Here is a 24,148-nt window from a genome sequence, read left to right as displayed (position 1 = left end):
AACTTTACCCGCTCAGCGCCCCGCAGGGTTATGAGTCGTGTTTAACTAAAGGGGCCAGTCGCTGCGCCATCCAGTCGGCAATAAACGGCTGGGCGTCGCGATTGGGATGAATGCCATCGTCCTGCATCCACTGCGGTTTGAGGTAAACCTCTTCCATAAAAAAGGGCAGCAGGGGGATGGAAAAAGATTGCGCCAGTTCCGGGTAAATCGCTTCAAACGCCTGATTGTAGCGGCGTCCGTAGTTCGCTGGCAGGCGGATCTGCATCAGCAGCGGCTCCGCGCCCGCGGTTTTAACCTGTTCTATGATTTTCCTGAGCGTGGCGGAAAGCGTATCCGGCGGAAAACCGCGCAGACCGTCGTTGCCGCCAAGCTCAATCAGCACCCAGCGCGGCTGATGCTGTTTAAGCAGCGCAGGCAGGCGCGAAAGCCCCTGCTGAGCGGTGTCGCCGCTGATGCTCGCGTTGACCACGCGCACGTCGCGCTGCTGCCATTTATCGTTCAGCAGCGCAGGCCATGCGGCGTCCGCCGCCATACGATAGCCCGCGCTCAGGCTGTCGCCCAGCACCAGTAACGTGTCCGCCGCGGCGGCGCGAAAGCTTAATAACGCCAGTAACAGGAAAGGGAAATGCCAGCGGAAAACATTCTTGAAGTTCATCATCTTAATAAATCCGTCGGTCAGGGGGAACACGCCCTGTCCATCCTTACCGGAGTTGAACTGGTTGTCAAACCGGGCCAGAGCATCGCGCTGGTGGGCGAGTCCGGCTCCGGCAAGTCAACGCTGCTGGCCATACTCGCGGGGCTGGACGACGGCACCAGCGGCGAAGTGCGCCTTCTTGGCGAGCCGCTGCATCAGATGGACGAAGAGGCGCGGGCTCGGCTGCGCGCGCGGGACGTCGGCTTTGTGTTTCAGTCGTTCATGCTGATCCCCACACTCAACGCGCTGGAGAATGTCGAACTGCCCGCGATGCTGCGCGGCGAAACCAGTAAGGCCAGCCGCCAGCAGGCGCAGGCGCTCCTGGAACAGCTCGGGCTTGGCAAACGCCTCGATCATCTGCCCGCCCAGCTCTCCGGCGGCGAACAACAGCGCGTGGCGCTGGCGCGCGCGTTTAATGGCCGCCCGGCGGTGCTCTTTGCCGATGAGCCCACCGGCAACCTGGATCGCCAGACGGGCGATCGCATCGCCGATCTGCTCTTCTCCTTAAACCGCGACAGCGGCACGACGCTGATTCTCGTGACGCACGATCCTGAACTGGCGGCCCGCTGCGATCGCACGCTGCGGCTGCGTGACGGCAAGCTGTGGGAGGAAGCATGACGGCCCGCTGGTTCTGGCGCGAATGGCGCTCGCCGTCGCTATTAATCGTCTGGCTGGCGCTGAGCCTGGCGGTGGCCTGCGTGCTGGCGCTCGGCAACATCAGCGACCGCATGGAGAAAGGCTTAAGCCAGCAGACCCGGGAATTCATGGCGGGCGACCGGACGCTGCGTAGCTCCCGCGCGGTGCCGCAGGCGTGGCTCGACAAAGCCGGGGAAGAGGGACTGGCCGTCTCCCGGCAGCTCAGTTTTTCCACCATGACGTTTGCCGCCGACCGCCCGCAGCTGGCGAGCGTTAAGGCGGTGGATACGCGCTATCCGCTCTACGGCACACTGCAAACGCGCCCGCAGGGGCTGCTGCCTGCGCCGGGCACGGTGCTGCTGGCGCCGCGCCTGATGGCGCTGCTTGGCGTGAAACCCGGCGATCCGGTGGATGTGGGCGACGCGACGCTGAAGGTGGCGGGCGAGGTGATCCAGGAGCCGGACAGCGGCTTTAACCCGTTCCAGATGGCCCCGCGACTGCTGATGAACCTGGCGGATGTCGAACAGACCGGCGCGGTGCAGCCCGGCAGCCGTCTCACCTGGCGCTATAAATTCGCCGGCGAGCCTGAGGCGCTCGCGCAGTATGAGCGCTGGCTGCTGCCGCAGCTTCAGCCGGAACACCGCTGGACCGGCCTTGAGGAGGATGACAGCGCGCTCGGCAAATCGCTCCAGCGCTCTCAGCAGTTCCTGTTGCTCTCGGCGCTTCTGACCCTGCTGCTGGCGGTGGCCGCGGTGGCGGTGGCGATGAGCCACTACTGCCGCAGCCGTTATGATCTGGTGGCTATTCTGAAAACGCTGGGTGCCGGGCGGGCGGCGCTGCGCAGGCTTATCGTCGGCCAGTGGCTGATGGTGCTGCTGCTGGCGACCCTCACCGGCGGCGCGGCGGGCCTGCTTTTTGAGGCGATCCTGATGCGGTTGCTCGCACCGGTGCTGCCCGCCGCACTGCCGGAAGCGAGTGTCTGGCCGTGGCTGTGGGCCGTGGGCGCGATGGTCGTGATTTCGCTGCTGGTGGGGCTGCGGCCTTACCGGCTGCTGCTTGCGACACAGCCGCTGCGTGTGCTGCGCCGCGACGCGGTGGCGAATCTCTGGCCGCTGAAAATCTATTTGCCGGTGATGGCGCTGATTGTGGTGGCGCTGCTTGCCGGATTAATGGGCGGCCGGATGCTGCTCTGGGCAGTGCTCGCGGGTGCCGTCGTGCTGACGGCGCTGTGCGGGTTCGCGGGCTGGGCGCTGTTGTGGGCGATGCGTCGCCTGCGGCTGCGCTCGCTGGCGCTGCGTCTCGCAGTCAACCGCCTGTTGCGCCAGCCGTGGCAAACCCTGAGCCAGCTCGCGACATTTTCGCTCTCTTTTATGCTGCTGGCGCTGCTGCTGGTGTTAAGAGGCGATCTGCTCGACCGCTGGCAGCAACAGTTGCCACCGGAAAGCCCGAACTATTTTCTGATTAACATCGCACCGGAGCAGCGCGACGCGGTGAAAGCGTTTCTGGCGGAGCATCAGATTATCCCGCAGGCGTTTTACCCCATCGTTCGCGCGCGGCTGACGCAGATTAACGGCAAGGCCACTGTGGGTAATGAGGATGAGGCGCTCAATCGCGAGCTCAATCTCACTTGGCAGGCGGAGCGCCCGGAGCATAACCCGCTCACTGCCGGACGCTGGCCGCCGCGCGCGGGCGAAGTCTCGATGGAAGAGGGGCTGGCGAAACGCCTGAATATCGCGCCTGGCGACAGCGTGACCTTCACTGGCGACACCCAGGCGTTTACCGCGAAAGTGACCAGCCTGCGTAAAGTGGACTGGGAGAGCCTGCGGCCTAACTTTTTCTTTATCTTCCCGCCGGGCGCGCTGGACGGGCAGCCGCAAAGCTACCTGACCAGTTTTCGCGCTGACAAGGCCGACGCCATGCTGACGCAGCTTAACCGGGAGTTTCCGACGGTAAGCGTGCTGGATATCGGGGCGATCCTCAGACAGATAGGCCAGGTGCTGGAGCAGGTGAGCCGCGCGCTGGAGGTGATGGTCGTGCTGGTCACCGCCTGCGGCGTGTTGCTGCTGCTGGCGCAGGTGCAGGTGGGTATGCATCAGCGTCGCCAGGAGCTGGTGGTCTACCGCACGCTGGGCGCGGAGAAAAAACTGCTGCGCGCCACGCTCTGGAGCGAGTTCGCGCTGCTTGGCCTGGTGGCGGGGCTGGTGGCTGCCATCGGGGCGGAAGTGGCGCTCGGCGTGCTGCAAACCCGCGTGTTTGACTTTCCGTGGGAGCCGGACTGGCGGCTGTGGGTGATGCTGCCGCTCTGCGGCGCGCTGTTATTGTCGCTGTGCGGCGGCTGGCTCGGCGTGCGGCTTTTAAAAGGCAAAGCGCTGTTTCGCCAGTTTAACGGCTAGCGCAGTAGCGGTGACGCAGCCAGGCGTCCACCTGGTGATAGTCGCCGCGAAACGCGATCTGCTGCGCTTTTTTCTCTAACTGATAGCGATACATCGGGTCGTAATAGCCCTCCAGCAGCGGCGCAAGCCAGGCGAAATGCGCGTGCGTTTCCCCGGTGCGCTGCTGGCGGGCGAGCGCGGCCTCCTGAAGCGCCGCCAGCTCGGCGTAGCGCGCAAGCCCCAGACGGCGGCGAATGGCGTAAAGCCCGTGGTGCAGGTAGTCGCCATAAGCGCGCCAGCCTGCGGCTTCATCGCCGAGCGCTGCCTGAAACGCGGCCTGCATCTGCACAAAATACTCCTCACGCAGCCGCTCCAGACGGCGTTCCAGCGGCTCTTCGACCACCGCAACAGGCGCCTGTAGCATCTGTTCGCGCAGTACGGCGGGCAGATGGTTGGCGCCTATCATTTTGCCTTCATCTTCCAGCACCCAGAACGGGTTACTGAGCGTCGTCCAGCGGGCGTGATGGTTAAGCATCGCGGCGGCGAGATGGTTTTCAAAACTGGCCTGCGCCCGTTGCGGCGTCAGCGTCCGGCCAAAGGACGAGCCGCGGTGATGCGCCAGCCCTTCCAGGTCAATGCCGGTCGGCAGCGCTTTCACCAGCTGCGTTTTGCCGCTGCCGGTACACCCGCCGATAAGCACCATCGGCAGACGGCTTAAGCGATCCGTGGCGTCCATCGCCTCCTGGCGCAGCCGTTTGTAACCGCCTTCCACCAGCGGATAGTCGATGCCGCGCTCACGCAGCCACTGCTGAACGATATAGCTGCGCATGCCGCCACGTGCGCAGCAGAGAAAGCCCTCGGGATGACGCTCGCAGGCGAGACGCCATGCGTTAAGCCGGGCTTCGCGCACCTCGCCGTACACCAGCCGGTGGCCGAGCGCCAGTGCGGCCTGCTGGCCGTGCTGTTTGTAACAGGTACCGACCGCCGCGCGCTCGTCGTTATTCATCAGCGGCAGATTAATCGCCCCTGGCATCGCGCCCTGCGCAAACTCCACCGGCGCGCGAACGTCAATCAGCGTGACGCCGCGTGTAATAAGCGCCAGCGCATCGTCGCTGTCTGGCCGCCGTTGTGCATCCTTTTGCATGTTGTTCTCATCTTTTTTAAAACGCCGCCATTGTACGCCGCGCCTTCTTGCCGGGGTATACGGAAAACGTGCCGGGCGGCTTCGATAAATTCCGGTAATCCAAATGCGCAAACTGGCAAAAGCGGGCGTCTGTATAAGAAAAAACGGTGAAAATGGCAGCAAAAATGCCTCATTCAGCCATCGATATTTCCGGACGACTTTACCGCTTTCCTTCTTTACTGCCAGAACAGCAGAGAATATTCCATCTAGTTCTAAAGACCCGCGAATGATTCTTTAACCGCCAAAAAACGCAGTCCTATCATTTGGCCATTCTCTGATGACTGGATAAACCGACCATGTCGATAGTCGATTCTGTAACCTCTCTTATCGGGCAGACGCCGCTGCTGCGCCTCGCAAAGCTCGATACCGGCCCGTGTGAACTGCTGCTGAAGCTGGAAAACCAGAACCCCGGCGGTTCGATTAAAGACCGCGTGGCGCTCTCGATGATTAACGAGGCTGAACGCCTGGGGCGGCTTGCGCCCGGCGGCACCATAATTGAAGCCACGGCGGGCAATACCGGCCTTGGCCTTGCGCTTATCGCCGCGCAAAAGGGTTACCGGCTGATTCTGGTGGTGCCGGACAAAATGAGCCGCGAGAAAATTTATCACCTGCGCGCGCTGGGCGTGGACGTGCGGCTCACCCGCTCGGACGTGAACAAAGGCCACCCGGCCTATTACCAGGATTACGCGCAGCGCCTCGCCGATGAAACGCCTGGCGCGTTTTATATCGACCAGTTTAATAACCCCGCCAACCCGCTGGCGCATCAGACCACTACCGCGCCGGAGCTTTTTGCGCAGGCGGAAGGGCGCATTGACGCTATCGTGGTGGGCGTTGGCTCCGGCGGCACGCTCGGCGGGCTTCAGGCCTGGTTTCGCGAGCACTCTCCCCACACTGAATTCGTGCTCGCCGATCCGGCAGGATCGATCCTGGCCGATCAGGTTGAAACAGGGCGCTATCACGAGGCGGGATCGTGGCTGGTGGAGGGCATCGGCGAGGATTTCATTCCGCCGCTCGCGCATCTGGAGGGCGTCCGGCAGGCCTTTCGGGTGACCGATGCCGCCGCGTTCGCTGCCGCGCGCGATCTGCTGAAAATCGAAGGCGTGCTGGCGGGCTCTTCCACCGGCACGCTGCTTGCCGCCGCGCTGCGCTACTGCCGCGCACAGACTACCCCGAAACGCGTGGTGACGTTCGCCTGCGACAGTGGCAATAAATATCTCTCGAAAATGTTTAACGACGACTGGCTGCGCCAGCAGGGGCTACAGACGCGGCCCACCGTGGGCGATCTGCGTGATTACATCGCGTTTCGCCATGATGAAGGCGCAGCCGTGACCGCGGCACCCGATGACTCGCTCGCGACGGTGCTCGCCCGGATGCGGCTTTACGATATCTCTCAGCTTCCGGTGCTGGCGCAGGGGCGCGTGGTGGGCATTGTCGATGAGTGGGATCTGCTGACGTTTATCCGCGGCGACAGCCAGCGTTTTCTCACGCCCGTCTCGGCGGCCATGAACCGCGAAGTGGTGACGCTCGATAAAAGCGCCAGCGAGCGGGAACTGTTTGAGGTTTTCGAACGCGGTCTGGTGGCGGTGATTACCGACGAGATGCGCTTTCTCGGGCTTATCACCCGTACCGATGTGCTGAACCGCTGGCGCAACCAGCTTGAATCTTAAGGAGTTTTATCATGGATAAATTTGCAACGCTCAGCGTGCACAGCGGCACGCATCACGATCAGCATGGCGCGGTGATGCCGCCGATTTACGCCACTTCCACCTACGCGCAGCCCGCGCCCGGCGAGCATACCGGTTATGAATATTCGCGCAGCGGCAACCCGACGCGCCACGCGCTCGAGCGCGCCATCGCGGAGCTTGAAGCGGGCAGTCAGGGATTCGCGTTTGCCTCCGGGCTGGCGGCCATTTCCACGGTGCTGGAGCTGCTCGACAAAGAGAGCCATATCGTGGCGGTGGACGATGTCTATGGCGGCACGTACCGGCTGCTGGAAAATGTGCGTAAGCGCACCGCGGGGCTGACCGTCTCCTGGGTGAAGCCGGACGATCTGGCGGCGCTGGAGGCGGCGATCCGCCCGGAAACCCGGATGATCTGGGTCGAAACGCCGACCAATCCGCTGCTGAAACTGGCGGATCTCGAAGCGATTGCCGGGCTGGCGCGGCGTCGTGGGTTGATAAGCGTGGCGGATAATACGTTCGCCTCGCCCGCCATTCACCGCCCGCTGACGCTCGGGTTTGATATCGTGGTGCATTCAGCCACCAAATACCTGAACGGCCACTCCGACGTGGTGGCCGGGCTGGCGGTGGTCGGCGATAACCCTGCACTGGCGCAGCAGCTGGCCTATCTGCAGAACGCCGTCGGCGGCGTGCTCGACCCGTTCAGCAGCTTTCTGACGCTGCGCGGCATTCGCACACTGGCGCTGCGTATGGAGCGCCACAGCGCCAGCGCGCTGAAGATTGCGCAGCGGCTGGCGCAGCATCCGCAGGTGGAAAAGGTGTTTTTCCCGTGGCTGGAAAGCCACCCGCAATATGCGCTGGCGCGACGTCAGATGGCGCTGGCGGGCGGTATGATTTCCATCGTGGTGCGCGGCGATGACCAGCGTGCGGCACAGGTGATTAAAAAGCTGCGGCTCTTTACGCTTGCCGAGAGTCTCGGCGGCGTAGAGAGCCTGGTGAGCCAGCCGTTCAGTATGACGCACGCCTCGATTCCGCTTGAGCAGCGGCTGGCGAACGGGATTACGCCGCAGTTGATTCGGTTGTCGGTCGGGATTGAAGACGCGGAGGATTTGCTCGCGGATCTCGAGCAGGCGCTGGAGGCGTAATTCTGGACTGGCGGGTGCGCTTCGCTTACCCGCCCTACGGGGATGAGCAATGGTGAATGGTAGGGTGCGTAAGCGCAGCGCACAGGCCGGTATTAAACCGTTTGTAGGGTGGGTAAGCGCAGCGCACCCACCATTCAAACACCCATCACACTCCGTAAAAAGGTGAATGGTAGGGTGGGTAAGCGCAGCGCACCCACCGTTAAACCACCAGCCACACCCAATAAAAAAGCACCCCGCAGGGTGCTTTTCTTACCGCAAATGCGCCTGCGCCCAGGCGATGCCGCTCGCATATTCCGGCGGCAGCAACGGCGAGAGCGCTTCCAGCGTGGCGTCAATCAGTGTCGCCTCGGCATCGCTCAGATTGAGATGCCCGACTTTACGGCCTTCACGCACCTCTTTGTCATACCAGTGCAGATGCACCAGCGGCAGTTTCAGCCAGTCGTAATTCAGATCGGTGCCAATCAGATTCACCATCACCGACGGGCCGCTCACTACCGGTTGCGGCAGCGGCAGATTGGTGACGGCGCGCAGGTGCAGCTCAAACTGGCTGATGGACGCGCCGTTCTGCGTCCAGTGGCCGCTGTTGTGCACGCGCGGCGCAAGCTCGTTAATCAGCAGCCCTTGCGGCGTGACGAAACATTCCATCGCCATCACGCCCACATAGTTAAGCTCGTCCATAATCGCGCGCAGCATCGCTTCGGCCTGCTTCTGCTGGGTAGCGTTCGCCTGCGGGAAGGCCACGCTGGTGCGCAGAATGCCGTCCTGATGCAGGTTGTGGGTCAGCGGATAAAAGACCGCGCTGCCGTCACGCGCCCGCGCGCCCACCAGCGACACCTCGCCGGTAAAGTTAATGCCCCGCTCGACGATGCATTCGCCGTAACATTCAGCGGGCAGCGTCTCAGTCTCGTTTTCGCGAAGCCGCCACTGGCCGCGGCCATCGTAGCCGCCGGTGCGGCGCTTGACGATAGCCAGATCACCGAGGCTCTCAAAAATCTGCGGCCATTCGTCGCTGCTTGCCAGCAACTGCCACGGCGCGGTGGGGAGATTGAGCTTATCGAGCAGCTGTTTCTGGGTGAAACGGTCGGCAATAAGCGGGAAAACATCGCGGTTAACGAACGCGTTGTGGCGCGCCAGCTCGCGGGTCAGGGCGGTTTCCGGCCAGCGTTCAATTTCCGCCGTGATAACGCTCTGCGCGAACGGCACCGCCTGCGGATCGGCGTCCAGCCCTACCGGCCAGACGCGAATGCCAAGCGGTTCGCCCGCCTGGCGCAGCATTCTGCCAAGCTGGCCGTTACCCAGCACGCATACCTGCTTCATGCCTCACCCCGCGGGTCCGGATTCTCCAGCACTTCCTCGGTTTGTTTCTGACGCCAGTGTTCAAGACGCGCCAGCAGCGCGCTGTCGTGCTGCGCCAGGATCTGGGCGGCCAGCAGAGCCGCGTTCGCCGCGCCCGCTTTACCGATAGCCAGCGTGCCGACCGGAATGCCGCGCGGCATCTGGACGATAGAGTAGAGGCTGTCCAGCCCGCTTAACGCCGCGCTCTGTACCGGCACACCCAGCACCGGCACCAGCGTTTTCGCGGCAATCATGCCCGGCAGATGCGCCGCGCCGCCTGCGCCCGCGATGATCACCTGAAACCCGTTCTCCTGCGCGCGCTCGGCGAAGCTGAAGAGTTTATCGGGCGTGCGGTGCGCGGAGACCACTTCAACGTGGTGAGGAACATCCAGAGCATCGAGAATTTCTGCGGCAAACTGCATGGTGGCCCAGTCGCTTCTGGAACCCATGACGATGGCGATACGCGCCGGGGTGTGGCTGGAAGACATACGTCTCAAAACTCCTGTGGTCAGGCGGCAAAATCAACGGGGTCGCCGTTACGAGGGCCTTGAGAATATCACGGAAAACCGGCAAGGAAAACGGTTGCGTAGGCGCGAGCGCGGCAAAAAGTACCGCGCGGATCAGAACGGAAACGCTACCAGTTCCACGTTGTCGGGGGTGACTTTGACCATCGAGCCTTCGCTGTGCCAGGCACCTAACACCACGCGGTGCGCGGGCTTGCCGTTCGCCTCAAGCGTATGGACGGCAGGGCGGTGGGTGTGGCCGTGAATGAGCCACTGCACCTGCTGGCGTTCCATGGTATCGACCACTGCCTGTGGGTTGACATCCATGATGGCAAGATCTTTCTGGCTGTTAGAGGCTTTACTGCCGGCGCGCATGCGGGCGGCGATGCGGCGGCGCAGCCGCAGGGGTAATGCGAGGAAAAGGGTTTGCAGCCACGGCTTATGCACTTTGGCGCGAAACGCCTGATAACCGGCATCGTCGGTGCACAGCGTATCGCCATGCATAATCAGCACGCGTCTGCCGTAGAGATCCAGCACCTGCTCTTCGGGCAACAATTGCATACCGCTTTCGCGGGCGAAGCGACGGCCAAGCAGGAAATCGCGGTTGCCGTGGATGAAATAGCAGGGGACGCCGGATTGCACGAGCGCGCGCAGCGCGGCAGCTATCTCGCGGTGCAGCGGTTCCGGGTCGTCATCGCCAATCCAGGCCTCAAAAAGATCGCCCAGGATGTAAAGGGCGTCCGCTTCACGCGCGGTACCGGCTAAAAAACGCAGAAAACCGGCGGTAATCGCCGGTTCTTCTGAGCACAGATGAAGATCTGCAATAAAGAGCGTCGCCACGAATTACTCGCTGACGGTTACGCGCTCGATAATCACGTCTTCTTTCGGCACATCCTGATGCATGCCGCTGCGGCCGGTGGAAACGCCTTTGATTTTATCAACCACGTCCATACCTTCGACTACTTCTGCGAACACGCAGTAGCCCCAACCCTGCAGGCTTTCGCCGCTGAAGTTCAGGAAGTCGTTATCCACCACGTTGATGAAGAACTGGGCCGTTGCGGAGTGCGGCGCCTGCGTGCGCGCCATGGCCAGCGTACCGCGGGTGTTCTTCAGACCGTTGTTGGCTTCGTTTTTGATAGGATCTTTAGTGCTTTTCTGTTTCATGCCCGGCTCAAAACCGCCGCCCTGAATCATAAAGCCGTTGATTACACGATGGAAAATGGTGTTGTCGTAGAAACCTTCGCGGCAATAGTCCAGAAAGTTTTTTACCGTTTCCGGCGCTTTGTCATCGAACGTCTTGATTACGATGTCGCCGTGATTGGTGTGAAAAGTAACCATGTCTGCATCCTGTTTTGTTTCAGTGGTGCTTCGGCTTCCGAAAGAAGCCACAGTAGGAGGCTGTTATAGCATAACTCACCGCTTGCTTCACCTTGCAAAGTGGGGTGCTTGCGCTTTCAATTATGGGTAATATAGGGGTTTTATCTGCTTACCACACACTGACACGGAAACTTCTGATGTTAAAAATCTTCAATACCATGAGTCGCCAGAAAGAGGAATTTAAGCCTATCCATGCCGGGGAAGTCGGCATGTACGTGTGTGGTATTACCGTTTACGACCTCTGTCACATCGGTCATGGCCGTACGTTCATCGCGTTTGACGTTGTGGCGCGCTACCTGCGTTTCCTCGGCTATAAGCTGAAATATGTGCGCAACATTACCGATATTGACGACAAAATTATTAAACGCGCCAACGAGAACGGCGAAGATTTCGTGGCGCTGGTGGACCGTATGGTCACCGAGATGCACAAAGATTTCGATGCGCTGAATATTCTGCGCCCGGACAGCGAGCCGCGCGCGACGCAGCACATCCCGGAAATTATTGAAATCGTTGAGCAACTTATCGCACGCGGCCATGCGTATGTCGCGGGTAATGGCGATGTCATGTTCGCGGTGGAGAGCGACGCGGATTACGGCAAGCTTTCGCGTCAGGATCTGGAACAGTTGCAGGCGGGCGCGCGCGTGGAAGTGGCCGACAGCAAACGTAACCCGATGGATTTCGTGCTGTGGAAGATGTCCAAGCCGGGCGAGCCGAGCTGGCCGTCACCGTGGGGCGACGGGCGTCCAGGCTGGCATATCGAGTGCTCCGCGATGAACTGCAAGCAGCTCGGCAGCCATTTCGATATTCACGGCGGCGGTTCGGATCTGATGTTCCCGCACCATGAAAACGAAATCGCCCAGTCCACCTGCGCGCACGACGGCGAGTATGTGAATTACTGGATGCACTCCGGCATGGTGATGGTCGATCGCGAGAAGATGTCCAAATCGCTCGGCAATTTCTTTACCGTGCGTGACGTGCTGCAGCACTACGACGCCGAGACTGTGCGCTACTTCCTGATGTCCGGCCATTACCGCAGCCAGCTGAACTACAGCGAAGAGAACTTGAAGCAGGCGCGCGCCTCGCTTGAGCGTCTCTACACCGCGCTGCGCGGCACCGACGCCAGCGCGACCGTCGCAGGCGGCGAGGCGTTCGAAGCGCGTTTTGTCGAGGCGATGAACGACGATTTCAATACGCCGGAAGCGTATTCCGTGCTGTTCGATATGGCGCGCGAAGTGAACCGCCTGAAAGCGGAAGACAGCAGCGCGGCGAACCAGTTAGCCGCGCATCTGCGTAAGCTTGCCGCCGTGCTGGGCCTGCTGGAGCAAGAGCCGGAGCAGTTCCTGCAATCCGGTGCGCAGGCCAACGACGATGAAGTGGCGGAAATCGAAGCGCTGATCGTTAAGCGTCTTGAAGCGCGCAAAGCGAAAGACTGGGCGGCAGCGGACGCCGCGCGCGATCGCTTAAACGAGATGGGCATTATTCTGGAAGATGGGCCACAGGGTACAACCTGGCGACGTAAATAAGAAAAAGCGGCGAAAGCCGCTTTTTTATGGCTGTGATTTAAGTGGTTTCGGCAGGTGCGCTGCGCTTACCTGCCCTACGAAACGATGCGACATCCGTTGTAGGGTGGGTAAGCGAAGCGCACCCACCACGGAAGAAAGCGCAAAACATGTAGGGTGGGTAAGCGAAGCGCACCCACCACAAAAGCAAACGCGCGCCCACCGTCATCCATCACGCCGATCCGCGCGCAATCAACTGGCCCGAGAGCGTAATCCGCTGCGCAGGCAAGTCTGGTTCGCGGATAAGCCGCACGATCAACCCCGCCGCCTGATGCCCGGTCTCTTCACTGGCGGAAGAGACATAGGTAAACGAAGGCGACGTCAGATTCACGTGCATCATGTCCTCAAAGCCAATCAACGACACCTGCTGTGTCAGGAACACATCTTTCCCCACCGTGCGGCCCACCTGATGAATCGCTTCCAGGCAGCCGATAATCGCGTGCGGCGAATGGCACAGCAGGGCGGTGATTTTGTTATTCGCCTCAAGAAGCTGGCGCACCGTCTGGCTCACCGCCAGCGTCTCCTCAGCGCAGGCGGGCGCGAACTCATCACGCCACGGCAAGCCGTATTGCGACAGCGCCGCGCGGTAGCCGTAAAGCCGCTCCTCACGGATAAGACATCCCGCCGTACCGCCGATATAGGCGATATTACGGTGGCCGCGCTCAATCAGATAACGCGTGGCGAGCCCGCCCGCCTGGCGGTTATCGCGTACCACGCTGTTGCGCTTTTCTTCTACTGGCGACTGCGACACCACCACCAGCGGCAGCGTGCTCTGCACGACCGGCGTGGGCAGCGCGCGGTGGCGGGAATCGGCAGTCAGATAAACCACCCCCGCCACGCCCTGGCGGGTAAAGGAGACAAAACAGCTCTCAAGGCGGCTTGTGTCGCGCCCCGGCTGGGTGAGAAAAACCATAAAACCCTGCGCCTCCAGCGCCTGCACCAGGCTTGCCGTCACGCGGGTCGAAAAGGGATCGTTCAGATCCTCAACGACCAGGCCAATCAGGTTCGAGGTTTTACCGCGCAGGTTAGCGGCCGCGACGTTATGCACGTAGCCCAGCGCCTCAATGGCGGCATGCACCTTTTCGATGGTCGCGGCAGAGATTTTCCCCTTCTCGCGCAGCACCAGCGAGACCGTAGAAACCGAAACGCCCGCCTGGCGCGCCACATCGATAATGCTGACCTTTTTCATCTGCCCTGATTTATCCTTTTATCGCTGATGTCGCGGGCCTGACGTGAGGCCCGCGCAGGCACTGCTATTTCCCCGTCATGCCTGACAGGCTCTGCGCGATGAACTGCGCGCGCGCCCCGAAAATCACCTGAATACCGTTATCGCCCACAAACACCACGCCGCGTGCGCCAAGCCCGTTCAGCCCGTCTTTATCGACAAGATCCGGGCGCGCCACTTCCAGACGCAGGCGCGTAATACAGGCACCGACGCTGGTGATGTTCTCTTTACCGCCGAGCAGGCCCACAATATTGCCCGCGAGCTCCGCATCGGTTTTATCATCCGCACTGGCGGTGACATCCACGCGGCCCGGCGTTTTCACATCAAAACGGCGGATAACAAAGCGGAAGGTGAAGTAGTAAATAATCGCCATCGGAATGCCGACGATAACCGCGTTCAGATAGTGCGTCTGATAGCCGTTAAAAGAGGGCAGAATGCCGAACGAAATATAGTCGATAAGCCCGGCGGAGAACGATTTGGCGATATGCGCGTCCAGTAAATACATGGACATATACGCAAGCCCCGCCATGATGGCGTTAAATACATACAACACCGGCGCGACAAAAATAAAGGTAAATTCCACCGGCTCCGTGATCCCCGTCAGAAAACAGGTCAGCGCGGCGGAGAAAAGAATACCGGAGGCGATTTTTTTATTCTTCGTGCTGGCTTCGTGATACATCGCCAGACACGCCGCCGGCAGCGCGAACAGCATCAGCGGGAACTCGCCCTGCATAAACTTACCGGCGTTCTGGTAGGTGTTACTGCTGAAGCTTTTCACGCCTTCTTCCAGCATTTTGAACCAGATGGTCTGATCGCCGTGGATAACCTGGCCGCTCTGGGTGGTGTAATCGCCAAACGAATACCAGAACGACGGATACCAGATATGGTGCAGGCCCAGCGGGATAAGCGCGCGCTCTACCAGCCCGAAGATAAACGTTGAGGCGGCCTGATTATCGCCGTTGACGATAACCGACAGCGCGTCGATGCCCGCCTGAATATGCTGCCAGACATACGGCAGCGCCAGCCCGAGCAGGAAGGAAAGAAACGCTGCGGCAATCGCTACAAACCGTTTGCCGGAGAAGAATCCCAGGAACTCCGGCAGTTGCAGCGTGTGGAAGCGGTTATAACACCACGCGGCAAGAATGCCTGAAATCAGCCCGCCGAACACGCCCATCTGCAGCGTGGGAATGCCGACCACCATCGCATATTTGCCGCCGCTTGCCGCCATTTCCGGCGTGATGCCAAGCTGCGTGCTGATGGTGATGTTAATGATAAAGACCGAGACTGCCGCCGAGAGCGCCGCGATGCCGGATTCCGACGCCAGACCGACGGCGGAGCCGATGGCGAACAGCAGCGGCAGGTTATCGAAAATAACCCCGCCCGCGTTCATCATCAGCGGCAGATGGAATTTATCGCCGAAGGCCAGCAGCAGGCCGGCGGCGGGCAGCAGCGAAATAGGCAGCATCAGCGCGCGGCCTATCATCGACAATTTTGACAGCGATTTAACCAAACCTGTTATCAGACTCATACCGATCCCCCGATTGGAACAGCCGGGCTTTTTGTGCCCTGTTTTATAGTAGGTAGAACGTTCTAGTAGAACGTTCTACCTATGCTGTGGGATCGCAGCCTTTTCGCGCAACATCTATTTAACGTTTCGCCAGAAGATTTGCTGATTCTTTGAAGTCGGTTAGAAAACGGGCCGGGCAGGTGTTAAGCGTAAACTGGATGAGAGGGTGGGGAAGGGCAATAAGAAAAGGTTCTGAAGGGGGAAATTCACGCCCCCTCGTCGAGAGGGCGTGGGGCGTTACGCCGTGACCGTGACGCTCTGACCGTCGAAGCTGACGGTTTGTCCGGCGACGATTTTGCAGCGCTTGCGGGTTTCCACCGCGCCGTCGACGGTCACCAGACCTTCGGAAATCACGATTTTCGCCTGCGCGCCGCTTTCGCTCCAGCCTTCGAGCTTCAGCAGGTCGCACAGTTCGACGTGAGGGTGTTTACCTAAAGAAAATGTTGCCATGTTATGCCTCCTCGCCGTCATGGTATTCAACGCACGCCTGCAGCGTGTTCTGGATAAGCGTGGCGACCGTCATCGGGCCAACGCCGCCCGGCACAGGCGTAATGTAGCTGGCGCGCTTGGCCGCCTCTTCAAACACCACGTCGCCGACCACTTTGCCGTTTTCCAGACGGTTGATGCCGACATCAATCACGATGGCACCTTCTTTGATCCACTCGCCCGGAATAAAGCCCGGCTTGCCGACCGCGACGATCAGCAAATCGGCATTTTCGACATGCTGACGCAGATTTTTGGTGAAGCGGTGGGTCACGGTGGTGGTGCAACCCGCCAGTAACAGCTCCATGCTCATCGGGCGGCCGACGATATTGGACGCGCCGATCACCACGGCATTCAGGCCATAAGTGTCGATGTTGTAACGCTCAAGCAGCGTGACGATACCGCGCGGCGTACACGGGCGCAGACGCGGCGCGCGCTGGCACAGGCGGCCAACGTTATATGGATGGAAGCCGTCCACGTCTTTATCCGGCGCGATGCGCTCCAGCACCTTCACGTTATCGATACCGGCCGGCAGCGGCAGCTGAACCAGAATGCCATCAATCGCGGCGTCGGCGTTCAGCTCGTCAATCAGCGCCAGCAGTTCAGCTTCGCTGGTGGTTTCCGGCAGATCGTAAGAGCGGGACACAAAGCCCACTTCCTCACAAGCCTTACGTTTGCTGCCGACATAAATCTGCGATGCCGGGTTCGCGCCAACGAGCACAACCGCAAGCCCGGGAGCGCGTTTTCCGGCCGCCACGCGCGCTTTCACTTTTTCGGCAACTTCAAGCCGCACCTGCTGCGCAATCGTTTTACCGTCAATAATCTTTGCTGCCATCAGAGAGAAGATTCCGTCTGTAATCAAAAGAAGAGGGGATGAGGATATTCTGTCAGAAGCGCGCCGTGCTGTCAGTTTTCGTTTGTGTCTTTCGCTCAATTGTCCAGCAGGCGGTTCGAAAGCCATTGACTCACCTGGTACTGACCGTATAATTCCACGCGTTTCACACTGCTACCGGCAGAGAAAACGTGAAACGCCTCTTCACGAGGCGCCCTTAGCTCAGCTGGATAGAGCAACGGCCTTCTAAGCCGTGGGTCGCAGGTTCGAGTCCTGCAGGGCGCGCCATTATATTTCAATAGTTTACGCCTCTTTCAAATCCTCCTTATTTCCTGTGTGGGACATATTTGGGACACAAAACCCTAAAATGGAGTCAATTTGGCGCGCATGCTCAGTAAGGTGATTAGGTGCGAGGTGTGCATACCTACGAACCATTTCAATTGACTCCCAGCCTCCCATTTCCTGTAGAACAGACAGTGGCACTCCGGCCTGAATAAGCCAGCTCGCCCATGTATGCCTCAGGTCATGGAACCGGAAATCCTCTATTCCCGCCCTACGGCAAGCAGAGTTCCATGCCCGCTGGTCGTCAACCCTCATCTTCCTGACCTGATCCGTTACTGTACCATCAGGACGGTTTCCCGCTTTGGTGTGAACGAACACCCATTTGTGATGATTGCCGATCTGTTCACGCAATACCCGACAGGCTGTATCATTCAGTGCTACGCCAATAGCCCTGTTTGACTTGCTGTCCTCCGGATTCACCCAGGCAACACGACGCTGCATGTCGATTTGTTGCCACTCCAGATTAATGATGTTCGACCGCCTTAGACCAGTAGCCAGCGCAAACCTGACAACTGATTTAAGCGGCTCCGGACATTCATTAATCAACCTTTCGGCCTCTTCAGGCTCAAGCCAGCGAACGCGCTTGTTCCTCACCTGCGGTATTTTTATTACCGGAGCCTTTTCCAGCCACTTCCAGTCCCTTTCTGCGGCGCGTAGTATTGCCTTCATCAATGCCAGATGCTTGGCCTTGGTTGAAGTCGTTACAGGCCTGCCTTCGAATACCGGAAACTCCTTTCCTTTTCTCTCTGCTGCCGCGCATTTCTGTATCCAGATTTCCTTTGCTTTCCTGTTCTGCATCTTACTGACGGCCGTGTAAATCTTCGCCTCAGTAATATCTTTCAACTTCATCCCTTCAAAATGCTCAAGCCAGAATCCCATCCGGCCTTTATCAGTATCGAGCGATTTCTTATCAGCTTTTTCCTCAAGCCAGCGCAAACAAGCCTCTTCGAACGTTACGTCAGGGAAATCACCAAGCCTGTCTACTCGCCAGAGTTCTGACTTCCTTCGGTCATGCAGCTCTTGCGCTTGCCGCTTGTCCGCTGTGCCAAGAGATTCCTTAATTCGCTTCCCGCCCGGGAGCGAGTACGATGCGTACCAGATTTCACCTCTGCGGAAGAGTGACATATCAATTCCTCTCGTATGCCATCACCCGCGCTCACGGCGACAGTATGCAGCGGAGATTTGAGGGCTGCAATGCAAGCCTGGCGAGTGGTTAGGTAGGGGGATTTGGGTTTTGATGGGTCTTTGCGGGTGGCCTGTAGTCGCCCTGACTTTATCCAGTTTGTGGCCGTGGGTCTGGATATGCCGAGCATGGCGCAGGCCTCATCGAGAGTGAGGCTGTATTGTTCCATCATGCACCTTCCTTTATCTCTTCTGATAGAGATTCAATTGCGCTGACAGGAACGAAGTATCCCTTCCCGGACAAATAGATAAGTCTATCAATCATTTCATCGGGAGTTTTATCAATGAACATATCCCCATCATGATCCAGACCGATAGGCTCGCGCTCTGCTGATTCTATGAACTCGTTTTGCTTACGAACTGCTTCAAAGAAATCAGCAGGAGGCACATCAAAGAAGAATGGAAGTGCTGGAACGTCACCGATAATTCTTGATGAAGCCACATGAGTTATATAACCCTGAGCAGATTCATAACAGTAGACATCGCTGCGCCAGTTGTCTGAACTAAATCGGCAATAGCTCATATCATTATCTCCAGGCGTAAAAAAGCCGCCATCAGGCGGCCTTGAGTAGTTCTTGCATGAGCGCATAAGTTTCTGGCGCGCGTCCGTCTGGTCGCTTTAACTCCTCCTTTAGCAGCCCTGTCAGCCGATCCCATTCGCGCAGAATTGGAGAAAAACTCTTAACCTTCTTCGCTATTGCGGAAAAGCTATCTTTAATCTCAGGGATATCCTCAACCAGAAGCATGCATCTGTGCAGGTCTGCCGGGTCGGATGGAGCATCGAAACGACCATGATAAAAGTTCTTTTCTAGGCCAAGTGCAATTGATGCCATCGTCGCACTGCTTATTCCAACGCGACCCTTTGCCTGCCACTCCAGAACCTTCATTGCCAAATCAGACATAAATTTCTCCAATAAAAAACCCGCGCTCGGCGGGTCACTGTGTTAACTCAAAATTGTCATCCCACGGCGGGAATGTGCTCATCCGCCTGTGCGACATGATGTATTCCGACGCTACGGCCATTGACGTAGGCCTCTCGAACTCCAGCATAAACACATCATCGTACGCTTTCCCTAGCCACCACCCGCCGCCGTACTCCTTTGCGCGTTGAATGAGCACCCACCGACCGGGCGTGATGCGGTGATGTATCTCGCCTCTGTAAATAATCAGATAGTCCGAGTCTTTGCTCATGACTCACCCCAAAATAACTGTATTTATATACAGTAAATTGAGGTGGTCGGGCTGTCAATTCGTGGCGCAACAAGGTGAGAGTTTAGTCGTCAGTCGTCATCAATAGGTCCGCGGTTCCCTCTGAACCATACATCATTAGCTGCACGCGTCTTACGTGCCCATCCGAAGAAGATAATCACAGGGATTGTGAACCACAGGGCATAATCAGGAGCCCTTTGTTCGGCGATTATCCCCAGAATGAATGGAAGTACAGAGGAGGCTGCCTTCCTTCCGTACCATGCATATTTATTTATCCAATCCATCACCCCTCCTTGCCCGGTGCTTCCGGTAGCGGCATCCAGTGTGTAGGCTCATGCCTTAATGAATATCCATCAAAGAAGTAGTGATAATGCCCATCCCCTTCGTCGCCTATACAGCCATCTTCGATATGCCCGCCGTAATCTGGGAAGTATAGAAGTACGCGGGTATCGAGTTCAGGCATCCGCTCGCTGAACGCTATCCAGCCAGCAGCAACCGGCGCGGGCGGTGCGGTGTAGATCACTCGGCATCTGATACCGCGATCTAGCGCTTCATCGTAGAGATATTTTTCAACGTCGTGCCAGTCCATGGCCTGCACCTGATAAACAGGCTCCGCCCGCTCCCGCAGCGCCAGCTCGATGCTCAGCAGCACATACCCCGGCATCCACTCGCTAACGTCAGCTACGTGCGTTACCGTTACGCTGATGTAATTACCTGTAAAAGACTCGTCATCCTTATCCCACTCGCAAAGGTCGAGAGTGTCACCGGCGCGGTAATCGCGGTCATTTTTGCGTAGCTCCGCGCGTTTAACTCCCGCGCAAACGGCTGAATAGTTCTCAGGCAAAATTTTTAAATTGTGCGTAACAGGCTCTCTTATTTCGCTCACGCTTCACCCCCTGTCTCTATTGACTTACGCTCAACTTCACGAACAGCAAACGAGAGGTCGTACAGCAAGATAACGGCGGCCATAATGTTGCTGTGAAGCTGCTCTTCAATGCGATTTAGCAGTACGCGCTGGTCAGGATGCCGTTCTTCAAATCTCGCGCGCTCAATCTGCCAGAGGTTGGACGCCTCTAAGGTTTTGTTTGTCGCCACTACTCACCCCCTGCCAAAATCTTTTCGGCCTGCCGTATATCCGGGTCACCGGTATGCTCATCTGCATCCATCGCCGCCAGAGCTGAAATAAACGGGTTAGCTTTCTTCGCCAACCGCAAACGCGATTTGGACAATCTACCCAAAGCCGTTTTTGACGCACTCACCAGTGCGGGCTTCTGGCTGGATGACGGTCAGGTAGACGATATGCGCATCAAGCGCTGTCAGGCGGTTAAAGGCGGAATGCTCGTTTTGGTAGTGACCGAGCTGGGCGGGAAATTACCCGATATAGCCGAATTGATGGAGGCAGCATGAGCGAAGTAAGCAGAGAGGTCTGCGAGGAATATCTGGATGCCCTGGTGACTGTGGAGTTGGCCGCAAAGCTGGCGCAGAAAGACGGGCGCAAGGTTAACGGTGCTATCCGCGCGACGGTGAACGCCTTACTGCCGCGGCTGAGCGACCGGAAAGTGCACGGCATATTCACCGGACTGGCGCGCCAGCCATTCCCGGACGGTGCACTCAAGATGCTGCGCCGACAACTCGATTCAATGGTGGGAGAGCCAGCATGACGACGGTAACAAACATCGCATTAGCTCAGCAGCGCCAGAAGGATAAGGAGATGCTTGAGGCTATCGAGTGGCAGCTCAACAACGTTCACGAGACGGAGAAGCGTTTGATGGAAATGCGTCGGGAGCTGGTAAACCGGCTTGGCATTAACAAACCAGAGGGAGGTGATGCAGCATGAACCTGGAAAACGCACTGAAGTATCACTTCGCCAAATCAACCATGATAAACGACTCCCCGCGAGCCACAGCATCAGACGCATTGACCGGCACTGATATCATGGCAGCTCAGGGAATGGTGCAGAATCGCGCGCAGATGGGCTTTGCGGCCTTTATGGGGAAAATGGGCGTCAGCAGCAATGACCGTGAGAAAGCTATTGAACTGCTGACCCTGTATGCAATTGAGCGCTGCGATAAGGTTGCCGCCTTGCGTAAGCTCGAAAGTGATATTAAGCCAAAGGTAATGCAAGCGCTCGCAACTTACGCCTTTGAAGATTACTCACGCAACGCCGGGAGTACCCGGCAGTGTGAATGCTGCAATGGCGCTGGCTTCATTCATGCGGAAGTAGTGACCATGAAGCACATTGGCCGGCCTAACCTTGCGGCCAGAAGGGAGCAGGTTAAAGTGCTGTGCCAGAAGTGCAAAGGGAAAGGGGTGGTCTCGACCGCGTGCTCTGACTGCAAAGGTCGTGGCAAGGCGATCAACCAGGAGGAAACAGAAAAGCAGGGCGTTCCTGTGGTTTCTGACTGCAGGCGCTGCGGCGGCGTTGGCTATCCTCGCTTGCCATCTACCGAGGCATTTGCGGCGGTATGCCAGATTACTGACGCCATCTCCCTCGATACGTGGAAGAAGTCAGTTAAGCCATTCTACGACGGCCTTATCATCAAGTTTGAGGTGGAAGAATCGTGGGCTGACGCACAGTTACGAGAAGTCACCAGGTAAAAACCGAAAATAGTGCATTAATTTATCGTGCACTATTTACTTTTCCCGAACCTGCGGATATGATTTCTAACAGTGGAAGTTGCGCACGTTGTTAAGCGCTAAAAACATTAAGCCCTGAGTTAATCGCTCGGGGCTTTTTTTTGCAGAGCTACAAAAGAAAATCCCCGCCGAAGCGGGGAACGTATTTCTACCAGGTGACTGTCCATTTTAACTGTACAGTATTGCCGGTTAATCCCCACCTAAGTGGGGAACATTACACGCTACTTTTCTGCGCTTAACTTATCAAGCCATGGCTTGAGGCCAATGCAGAACGCGCGGAATTCGTCATCTTTTATCGTTTCAGTACGATTAATGTGAGCACCGTAATCCGCTGAATTACCGGTAGCGATTTTAGTCGCTCCTTTGGCTCGCAACCACTTGTCTGCGTGAGTGGATGATATTTCCATCCCGCCTTCGCGCACTATCTCTACCAGGTCATGGCGCGTTAGCTTAAGCGCTGATGCTATCAGTTTCAGGTTAACAGTTAGCTGTCCGTTATCCATAACGCCTCCATTCGATGGATTGGATAATGCCCTGGAAATAGTTCGATTTGTAGTGCGTAGATCAACTTTTCACCTAAATAAATTCCTATTCAATGGCTCGCTTCGGCGGGCCTTTTTCGTATTAGGCCACAGGCAATCAATCACAGATGAACCCTCGCATCCGATGCCTCGCTGGCCTTTCCTAACTACACCACAGCACTTCCTATCGGAGGTGTGAGATGTCACATATGAGCAAATTAGCTTCTGGCGCAGCTTATGGCGCATCTGCCGGGACGGTGGCTAATGGGTTGCTAACCCGGCTAAGTCCTGACGAGTGGAGCGCAGTAGGCGTTATCGCCGGTATTGTCGTGGCGCTACTGACGTTCGGTATCAACTGGTATTACAAACGCAAAACCACGCTGGCGCAGATTCAGGCGTACGAGCGATGGCCTTCCGCAGCCGGGCAGTTATCAAAGGAGGACTAAAGATGGCTATCCCGTCCTCACTGAGAAACAAACTGATTGCCGCAGCGGGTGCAGGCTCGATGGTCATCGCCACGATATTCATCGGTGGCAAGGATGGCGTAGAGGGCCGGAAGTATCAGGCCTACAAAGATGTCGCAGGCGTCTGGACTGTCTGCGACGGTCACACTGGCAACGACATCATTCGCGGGAAGACCTACACAGACAAAGAATGTGACCGTCTTTTGTGGAAAGACCTGCAACCGGCCAAGGCGACCGTAGACAAGCTGGTTAAGGTTCCTCTGAGCGAATACCAGCGCGCCTCGCTCTACAGCTTCGTGTTCAACGTAGGCAGTGATGCCTTCGCTAAGTCGACGCTTCTTCGCAAGCTGAACAAAGGCGACCAGGAAGGGGCGTGTGAAGAAATGCGCCGCTGGGTCTATGCAGGCGGTATGAAGTGGAAGGGATTGCAGAACCGGCGGGAGATGGAGCGCTCTATGTGCCTGGCGGAAAGTGAAAATGACCTTTAAATGGAAGCTCATCCTCTTCGCAGCAATGAGCCTGCTGCTGGCAATCGCTATTGTCATCGCCAGTCATTACCGGTCAGCGCTCAAAGAATCGCAGGCATCTTTAACCAAAGTTAATCGTGAATTAAATCTGGCTAAAGACACCATCAGCGACATGCAGACTCGCCAGCGCGATGTGGCCGCGCTCGACGCAAAATACACACAGGAGCTTGCAGATGCTCAGGCGACTATCGATCAGCTGCATGATGACGTTGCTTCTGGCAAGCGTCGGTTGCAGCTCCACGCGACCTGTACGAAGCAATCCGCCTCCGGCACCGCCAGCCTGGATGATGCAGCCAGCCCCGGACTTACTGACTCCGCTGAACGGGATTATTTCACCCTCAGGGAGCGGATCGAGACCGTGACCAGGCAGTTGAGCGGATTGCAGGCGTATGTTCGGGAGCAGTGTTTGAGATAAAAAAAAGCCCCATGGCTGGGGCGACGACAGGATAGATATTTTCTCTTTTTATAATTATTAACGCAGCGTTGACTTGTTTTCCCTGATGCTTTTTCTCGCAAGACATTCCTGTCTGTATGGTCTTCATCCCTGCGACTCACAGACCTTGTTTGTAGGAGCCACTCCACCAACAAGATGGAAATAATCCTGGCCGATATATTCAGCTTAACAAGCGGCAGGCATCTTTTATAGGAATAGTCCGGGGATAATTGTACGGTGAGC

Annotated in this window: 29 protein-coding genes, 1 tRNA gene and 1 pseudogene; 14 read left to right on the top strand and 17 right to left on the bottom strand. The window is 57.9% G+C overall.

The genetic code is table 11. From position 1 onward, the window contains the following. Positions 1-28: 28 nt before the first annotated feature. A complete protein-coding gene (gene tesA / locus G6041_RS09970) occupies positions 29-658 on the bottom strand; it encodes a multifunctional acyl-CoA thioesterase I/protease I/lysophospholipase L1 (RefSeq protein WP_004385476.1) in 630 nt (209 codons plus the stop codon). Between tesA and ybbA the strand changes: the two genes are divergently transcribed. After that, the gene (ybbA, locus tag G6041_RS09965) at positions 626-1,312 is read left to right on the top strand and encodes a putative ABC transporter ATP-binding protein YbbA (RefSeq protein ID WP_004385475.1); all 687 of its coding nucleotides are present in this window, start codon (positions 626-628) and stop codon (positions 1,310-1,312) included. The two genes, tesA and ybbA, sit on opposite strands and share 33 nt — an antisense overlap. Continuing rightward, on the top strand, positions 1,309-3,723 hold the full coding sequence (ybbP, locus tag G6041_RS09960; protein WP_012125427.1) for a putative ABC transporter permease subunit YbbP: 2,415 nt from the start codon (positions 1,309-1,311) through the stop codon (positions 3,721-3,723). The genes ybbA and ybbP overlap by 4 nt, the downstream gene beginning before the upstream one ends. On the opposite strand, the gene mnmH is transcribed toward ybbP, so the two are convergent. Next, complete coding sequence (mnmH, locus tag G6041_RS09955) at positions 3,713-4,846, bottom strand: tRNA 2-selenouridine(34) synthase MnmH (RefSeq protein ID WP_012125426.1); 1,134 nt, start codon at positions 4,844-4,846, stop codon at positions 3,713-3,715. The two genes, ybbP and mnmH, sit on opposite strands and share 11 nt — an antisense overlap. 103 nt (positions 4,847-4,949) lie before the next feature. Here mnmH and G6041_RS09950 point away from each other — a divergent pair, with 103 nt between their 5' ends. Genes G6041_RS09950 through G6041_RS09940 form a run of 3 tightly spaced genes read left to right on the top strand, consistent with a single transcriptional unit; the run spans position 4,950 to position 7,709 of the window. Continuing rightward, positions 4,950-5,123, top strand: a complete 174-nt coding sequence (locus G6041_RS09950; RefSeq protein WP_012125425.1) for a hypothetical protein — start codon at positions 4,950-4,952, stop codon at positions 5,121-5,123. A 58-nt stretch (positions 5,124-5,181) separates the two neighbouring features. After that, positions 5,182-6,552 (top strand): pyridoxal-phosphate dependent enzyme, encoded by a 1,371-nt coding sequence (locus G6041_RS09945; protein ID WP_012125424.1) that lies wholly within the window; start codon positions 5,182-5,184, stop codon positions 6,550-6,552. Positions 6,553-6,563: 11 nt separating this feature from the next. Continuing rightward, positions 6,564-7,709 (top strand): trans-sulfuration enzyme family protein, encoded by a 1,146-nt coding sequence (locus G6041_RS09940; protein ID WP_007891967.1) that lies wholly within the window; start codon positions 6,564-6,566, stop codon positions 7,707-7,709. A 249-nt stretch (positions 7,710-7,958) separates the two neighbouring features. Here the strand turns inward: G6041_RS09940 and purK are convergent, their stop codons facing one another. The 4 genes from purK to ppiB form a co-directional block, all read right to left on the bottom strand. Beyond that, complete coding sequence (gene purK, locus G6041_RS09935) at positions 7,959-9,026, bottom strand: 5-(carboxyamino)imidazole ribonucleotide synthase (protein ID WP_004387148.1); 1,068 nt, start codon at positions 9,024-9,026, stop codon at positions 7,959-7,961. Further along, a complete protein-coding gene (gene purE, locus G6041_RS09930) occupies positions 9,023-9,532 on the bottom strand; it encodes a 5-(carboxyamino)imidazole ribonucleotide mutase (protein WP_004387147.1) in 510 nt (169 codons plus the stop codon). Before purE ends, purK begins: the two co-directional genes overlap by 4 nt. A gap of 132 nt (positions 9,533-9,664) precedes the next feature. Then, positions 9,665-10,387, bottom strand: a complete 723-nt coding sequence (gene lpxH, locus G6041_RS09925; protein ID WP_012125423.1) for a UDP-2,3-diacylglucosamine diphosphatase — start codon at positions 10,385-10,387, stop codon at positions 9,665-9,667. 3 nt (positions 10,388-10,390) lie between these two features. Beyond that, the gene (gene ppiB / locus G6041_RS09920) at positions 10,391-10,885 is read right to left on the bottom strand and encodes a peptidylprolyl isomerase B (protein ID WP_004387145.1); all 495 of its coding nucleotides are present in this window, start codon (positions 10,883-10,885) and stop codon (positions 10,391-10,393) included. Positions 10,886-11,061: 176 nt separating this feature from the next. Here ppiB and cysS point away from each other — a divergent pair, with 176 nt between their 5' ends. Next, entirely contained in the window at positions 11,062-12,447 is a 1,386-nt protein-coding gene (gene cysS / locus G6041_RS09915) for a cysteine--tRNA ligase (RefSeq protein WP_041460582.1), read from the top strand. Between the two features lie 208 nt (positions 12,448-12,655). On the opposite strand, the gene malI is transcribed toward cysS, so the two are convergent. The 4 genes from malI to folD all read right to left on the bottom strand — a co-directional run bounded on the left by malI (position 12,656) and on the right by folD (position 16,593). Beyond that, positions 12,656-13,672, bottom strand: a complete 1,017-nt coding sequence (malI, locus tag G6041_RS09910; RefSeq protein WP_012125420.1) for a Mal regulon transcriptional regulator MalI — start codon at positions 13,670-13,672, stop codon at positions 12,656-12,658. Between the two features lie 64 nt (positions 13,673-13,736). Then, positions 13,737-15,236, bottom strand: a complete 1,500-nt coding sequence (locus tag G6041_RS09905; RefSeq protein ID WP_012125419.1) for a PTS transporter subunit EIIC — start codon at positions 15,234-15,236, stop codon at positions 13,737-13,739. Positions 15,237-15,512: 276 nt separating this feature from the next. Beyond that, positions 15,513-15,725 (bottom strand): ribosome-associated protein YbcJ, encoded by a 213-nt coding sequence (gene ybcJ, locus G6041_RS09900; protein WP_004387141.1) that lies wholly within the window; start codon positions 15,723-15,725, stop codon positions 15,513-15,515. A gap of 1 nt (position 15,726) precedes the next feature. Further along, positions 15,727-16,593: a bifunctional methylenetetrahydrofolate dehydrogenase/methenyltetrahydrofolate cyclohydrolase FolD gene (gene folD / locus G6041_RS09895; protein WP_012125417.1), complete on the bottom strand. Its 867-nt coding sequence runs from the start codon at positions 16,591-16,593 to the stop codon at positions 15,727-15,729. Between the two features lie 208 nt (positions 16,594-16,801). On the opposite strand from folD, the gene G6041_RS09890 reads away from it, so the two are divergent. Next, a tRNA-Arg gene (locus tag G6041_RS09890) sits at positions 16,802-16,878 on the top strand. A 15-nt stretch (positions 16,879-16,893) separates the two neighbouring features. On the opposite strand, the gene G6041_RS09885 is transcribed toward G6041_RS09890, so the two are convergent. The 6 genes and pseudogenes from G6041_RS09885 to G6041_RS09860 all read right to left on the bottom strand — a co-directional run bounded on the left by G6041_RS09885 (position 16,894) and on the right by G6041_RS09860 (position 20,418). Then, a complete protein-coding gene (locus tag G6041_RS09885; RefSeq protein ID WP_054628521.1) occupies positions 16,894-18,057 on the bottom strand; it encodes a tyrosine-type recombinase/integrase in 1,164 nt (387 codons plus the stop codon). A gap of 131 nt (positions 18,058-18,188) precedes the next feature. Beyond that, positions 18,189-18,284 (bottom strand): annotated as a pseudogene (locus G6041_RS21565) (helix-turn-helix domain-containing protein); the annotation flags it as partial. Beyond that, the gene (locus tag G6041_RS09875) at positions 18,284-18,637 is read right to left on the bottom strand and encodes a hypothetical protein (protein WP_054628522.1); all 354 of its coding nucleotides are present in this window, start codon (positions 18,635-18,637) and stop codon (positions 18,284-18,286) included. The gene G6041_RS09875 and the pseudogene G6041_RS21565, both read right to left, overlap by 1 nt. Before the next feature lie 31 nt (positions 18,638-18,668). Beyond that, positions 18,669-19,016 (bottom strand): hypothetical protein, encoded by a 348-nt coding sequence (locus G6041_RS09870; RefSeq protein ID WP_032968335.1) that lies wholly within the window; start codon positions 19,014-19,016, stop codon positions 18,669-18,671. 590 nt (positions 19,017-19,606) lie between these two features. Then, entirely contained in the window at positions 19,607-20,209 is a 603-nt protein-coding gene (locus G6041_RS21605) for a DUF3850 domain-containing protein (RefSeq protein WP_072193688.1), read from the bottom strand. Next, entirely contained in the window at positions 20,206-20,418 is a 213-nt protein-coding gene (locus G6041_RS09860; protein WP_084999286.1) for a hypothetical protein, read from the bottom strand. Before G6041_RS09860 ends, G6041_RS21605 begins: the two co-directional genes overlap by 4 nt. Positions 20,419-20,487: 69 nt before the next feature. On the opposite strand from G6041_RS09860, the gene G6041_RS09855 reads away from it, so the two are divergent. From G6041_RS09855 to G6041_RS09840, 4 genes are read left to right on the top strand one after another with little or no spacing between them, the layout of a single operon-like run. Then, positions 20,488-20,730, top strand: a complete 243-nt coding sequence (locus tag G6041_RS09855; protein WP_256743891.1) for a RusA family crossover junction endodeoxyribonuclease — start codon at positions 20,488-20,490, stop codon at positions 20,728-20,730. Further along, positions 20,727-20,984, top strand: a complete 258-nt coding sequence (locus G6041_RS09850) for a DUF7740 domain-containing protein (protein ID WP_012125415.1) — start codon at positions 20,727-20,729, stop codon at positions 20,982-20,984. Before G6041_RS09855 ends, G6041_RS09850 begins: the two co-directional genes overlap by 4 nt. Then, positions 20,981-21,160, top strand: a complete 180-nt coding sequence (locus G6041_RS09845; RefSeq protein ID WP_012125414.1) for a hypothetical protein — start codon at positions 20,981-20,983, stop codon at positions 21,158-21,160. Before G6041_RS09850 ends, G6041_RS09845 begins: the two co-directional genes overlap by 4 nt. Next, positions 21,157-21,921 (top strand): antitermination protein, encoded by a 765-nt coding sequence (locus tag G6041_RS09840; protein WP_012125413.1) that lies wholly within the window; start codon positions 21,157-21,159, stop codon positions 21,919-21,921. The genes G6041_RS09845 and G6041_RS09840 overlap by 4 nt, the downstream gene beginning before the upstream one ends. 260 nt (positions 21,922-22,181) lie before the next feature. On the opposite strand, the gene G6041_RS09835 is transcribed toward G6041_RS09840, so the two are convergent. After that, positions 22,182-22,463, bottom strand: coding sequence for a DUF1456 family protein (locus G6041_RS09835; protein ID WP_012125412.1), 282 nt, complete (start codon positions 22,461-22,463; stop codon positions 22,182-22,184). Positions 22,464-22,690: 227 nt separating this feature from the next. Here G6041_RS09835 and G6041_RS09830 point away from each other — a divergent pair, with 227 nt between their 5' ends. From G6041_RS09830 to G6041_RS09820, 3 genes are read left to right on the top strand one after another with little or no spacing between them, the layout of a single operon-like run. Further along, the gene (locus G6041_RS09830; protein ID WP_012125411.1) at positions 22,691-22,927 is read left to right on the top strand and encodes a phage holin; all 237 of its coding nucleotides are present in this window, start codon (positions 22,691-22,693) and stop codon (positions 22,925-22,927) included. Between the two features lie 2 nt (positions 22,928-22,929). Beyond that, the gene (locus G6041_RS09825; protein WP_012125410.1) at positions 22,930-23,433 is read left to right on the top strand and encodes a lysozyme; all 504 of its coding nucleotides are present in this window, start codon (positions 22,930-22,932) and stop codon (positions 23,431-23,433) included. Then, a complete protein-coding gene (locus G6041_RS09820) occupies positions 23,423-23,887 on the top strand; it encodes a lysis protein (RefSeq protein ID WP_012125409.1) in 465 nt (154 codons plus the stop codon). The genes G6041_RS09825 and G6041_RS09820 overlap by 11 nt, the downstream gene beginning before the upstream one ends. The last annotated feature ends 261 nt before the right edge of the window (positions 23,888-24,148 follow it).

Origin of the sequence: Cronobacter sp. HA18003 (genome assembly GCF_011605905.1) — a bacterium.
In the GTDB taxonomy this organism is placed as follows: Bacteria; Pseudomonadota; Gammaproteobacteria; order Enterobacterales; family Enterobacteriaceae; genus Cronobacter; species Cronobacter sakazakii.
The sequence above is the reverse complement of the archived record's forward strand: the minus strand, read 5'-3'. Positions and strand labels throughout refer to the sequence as shown.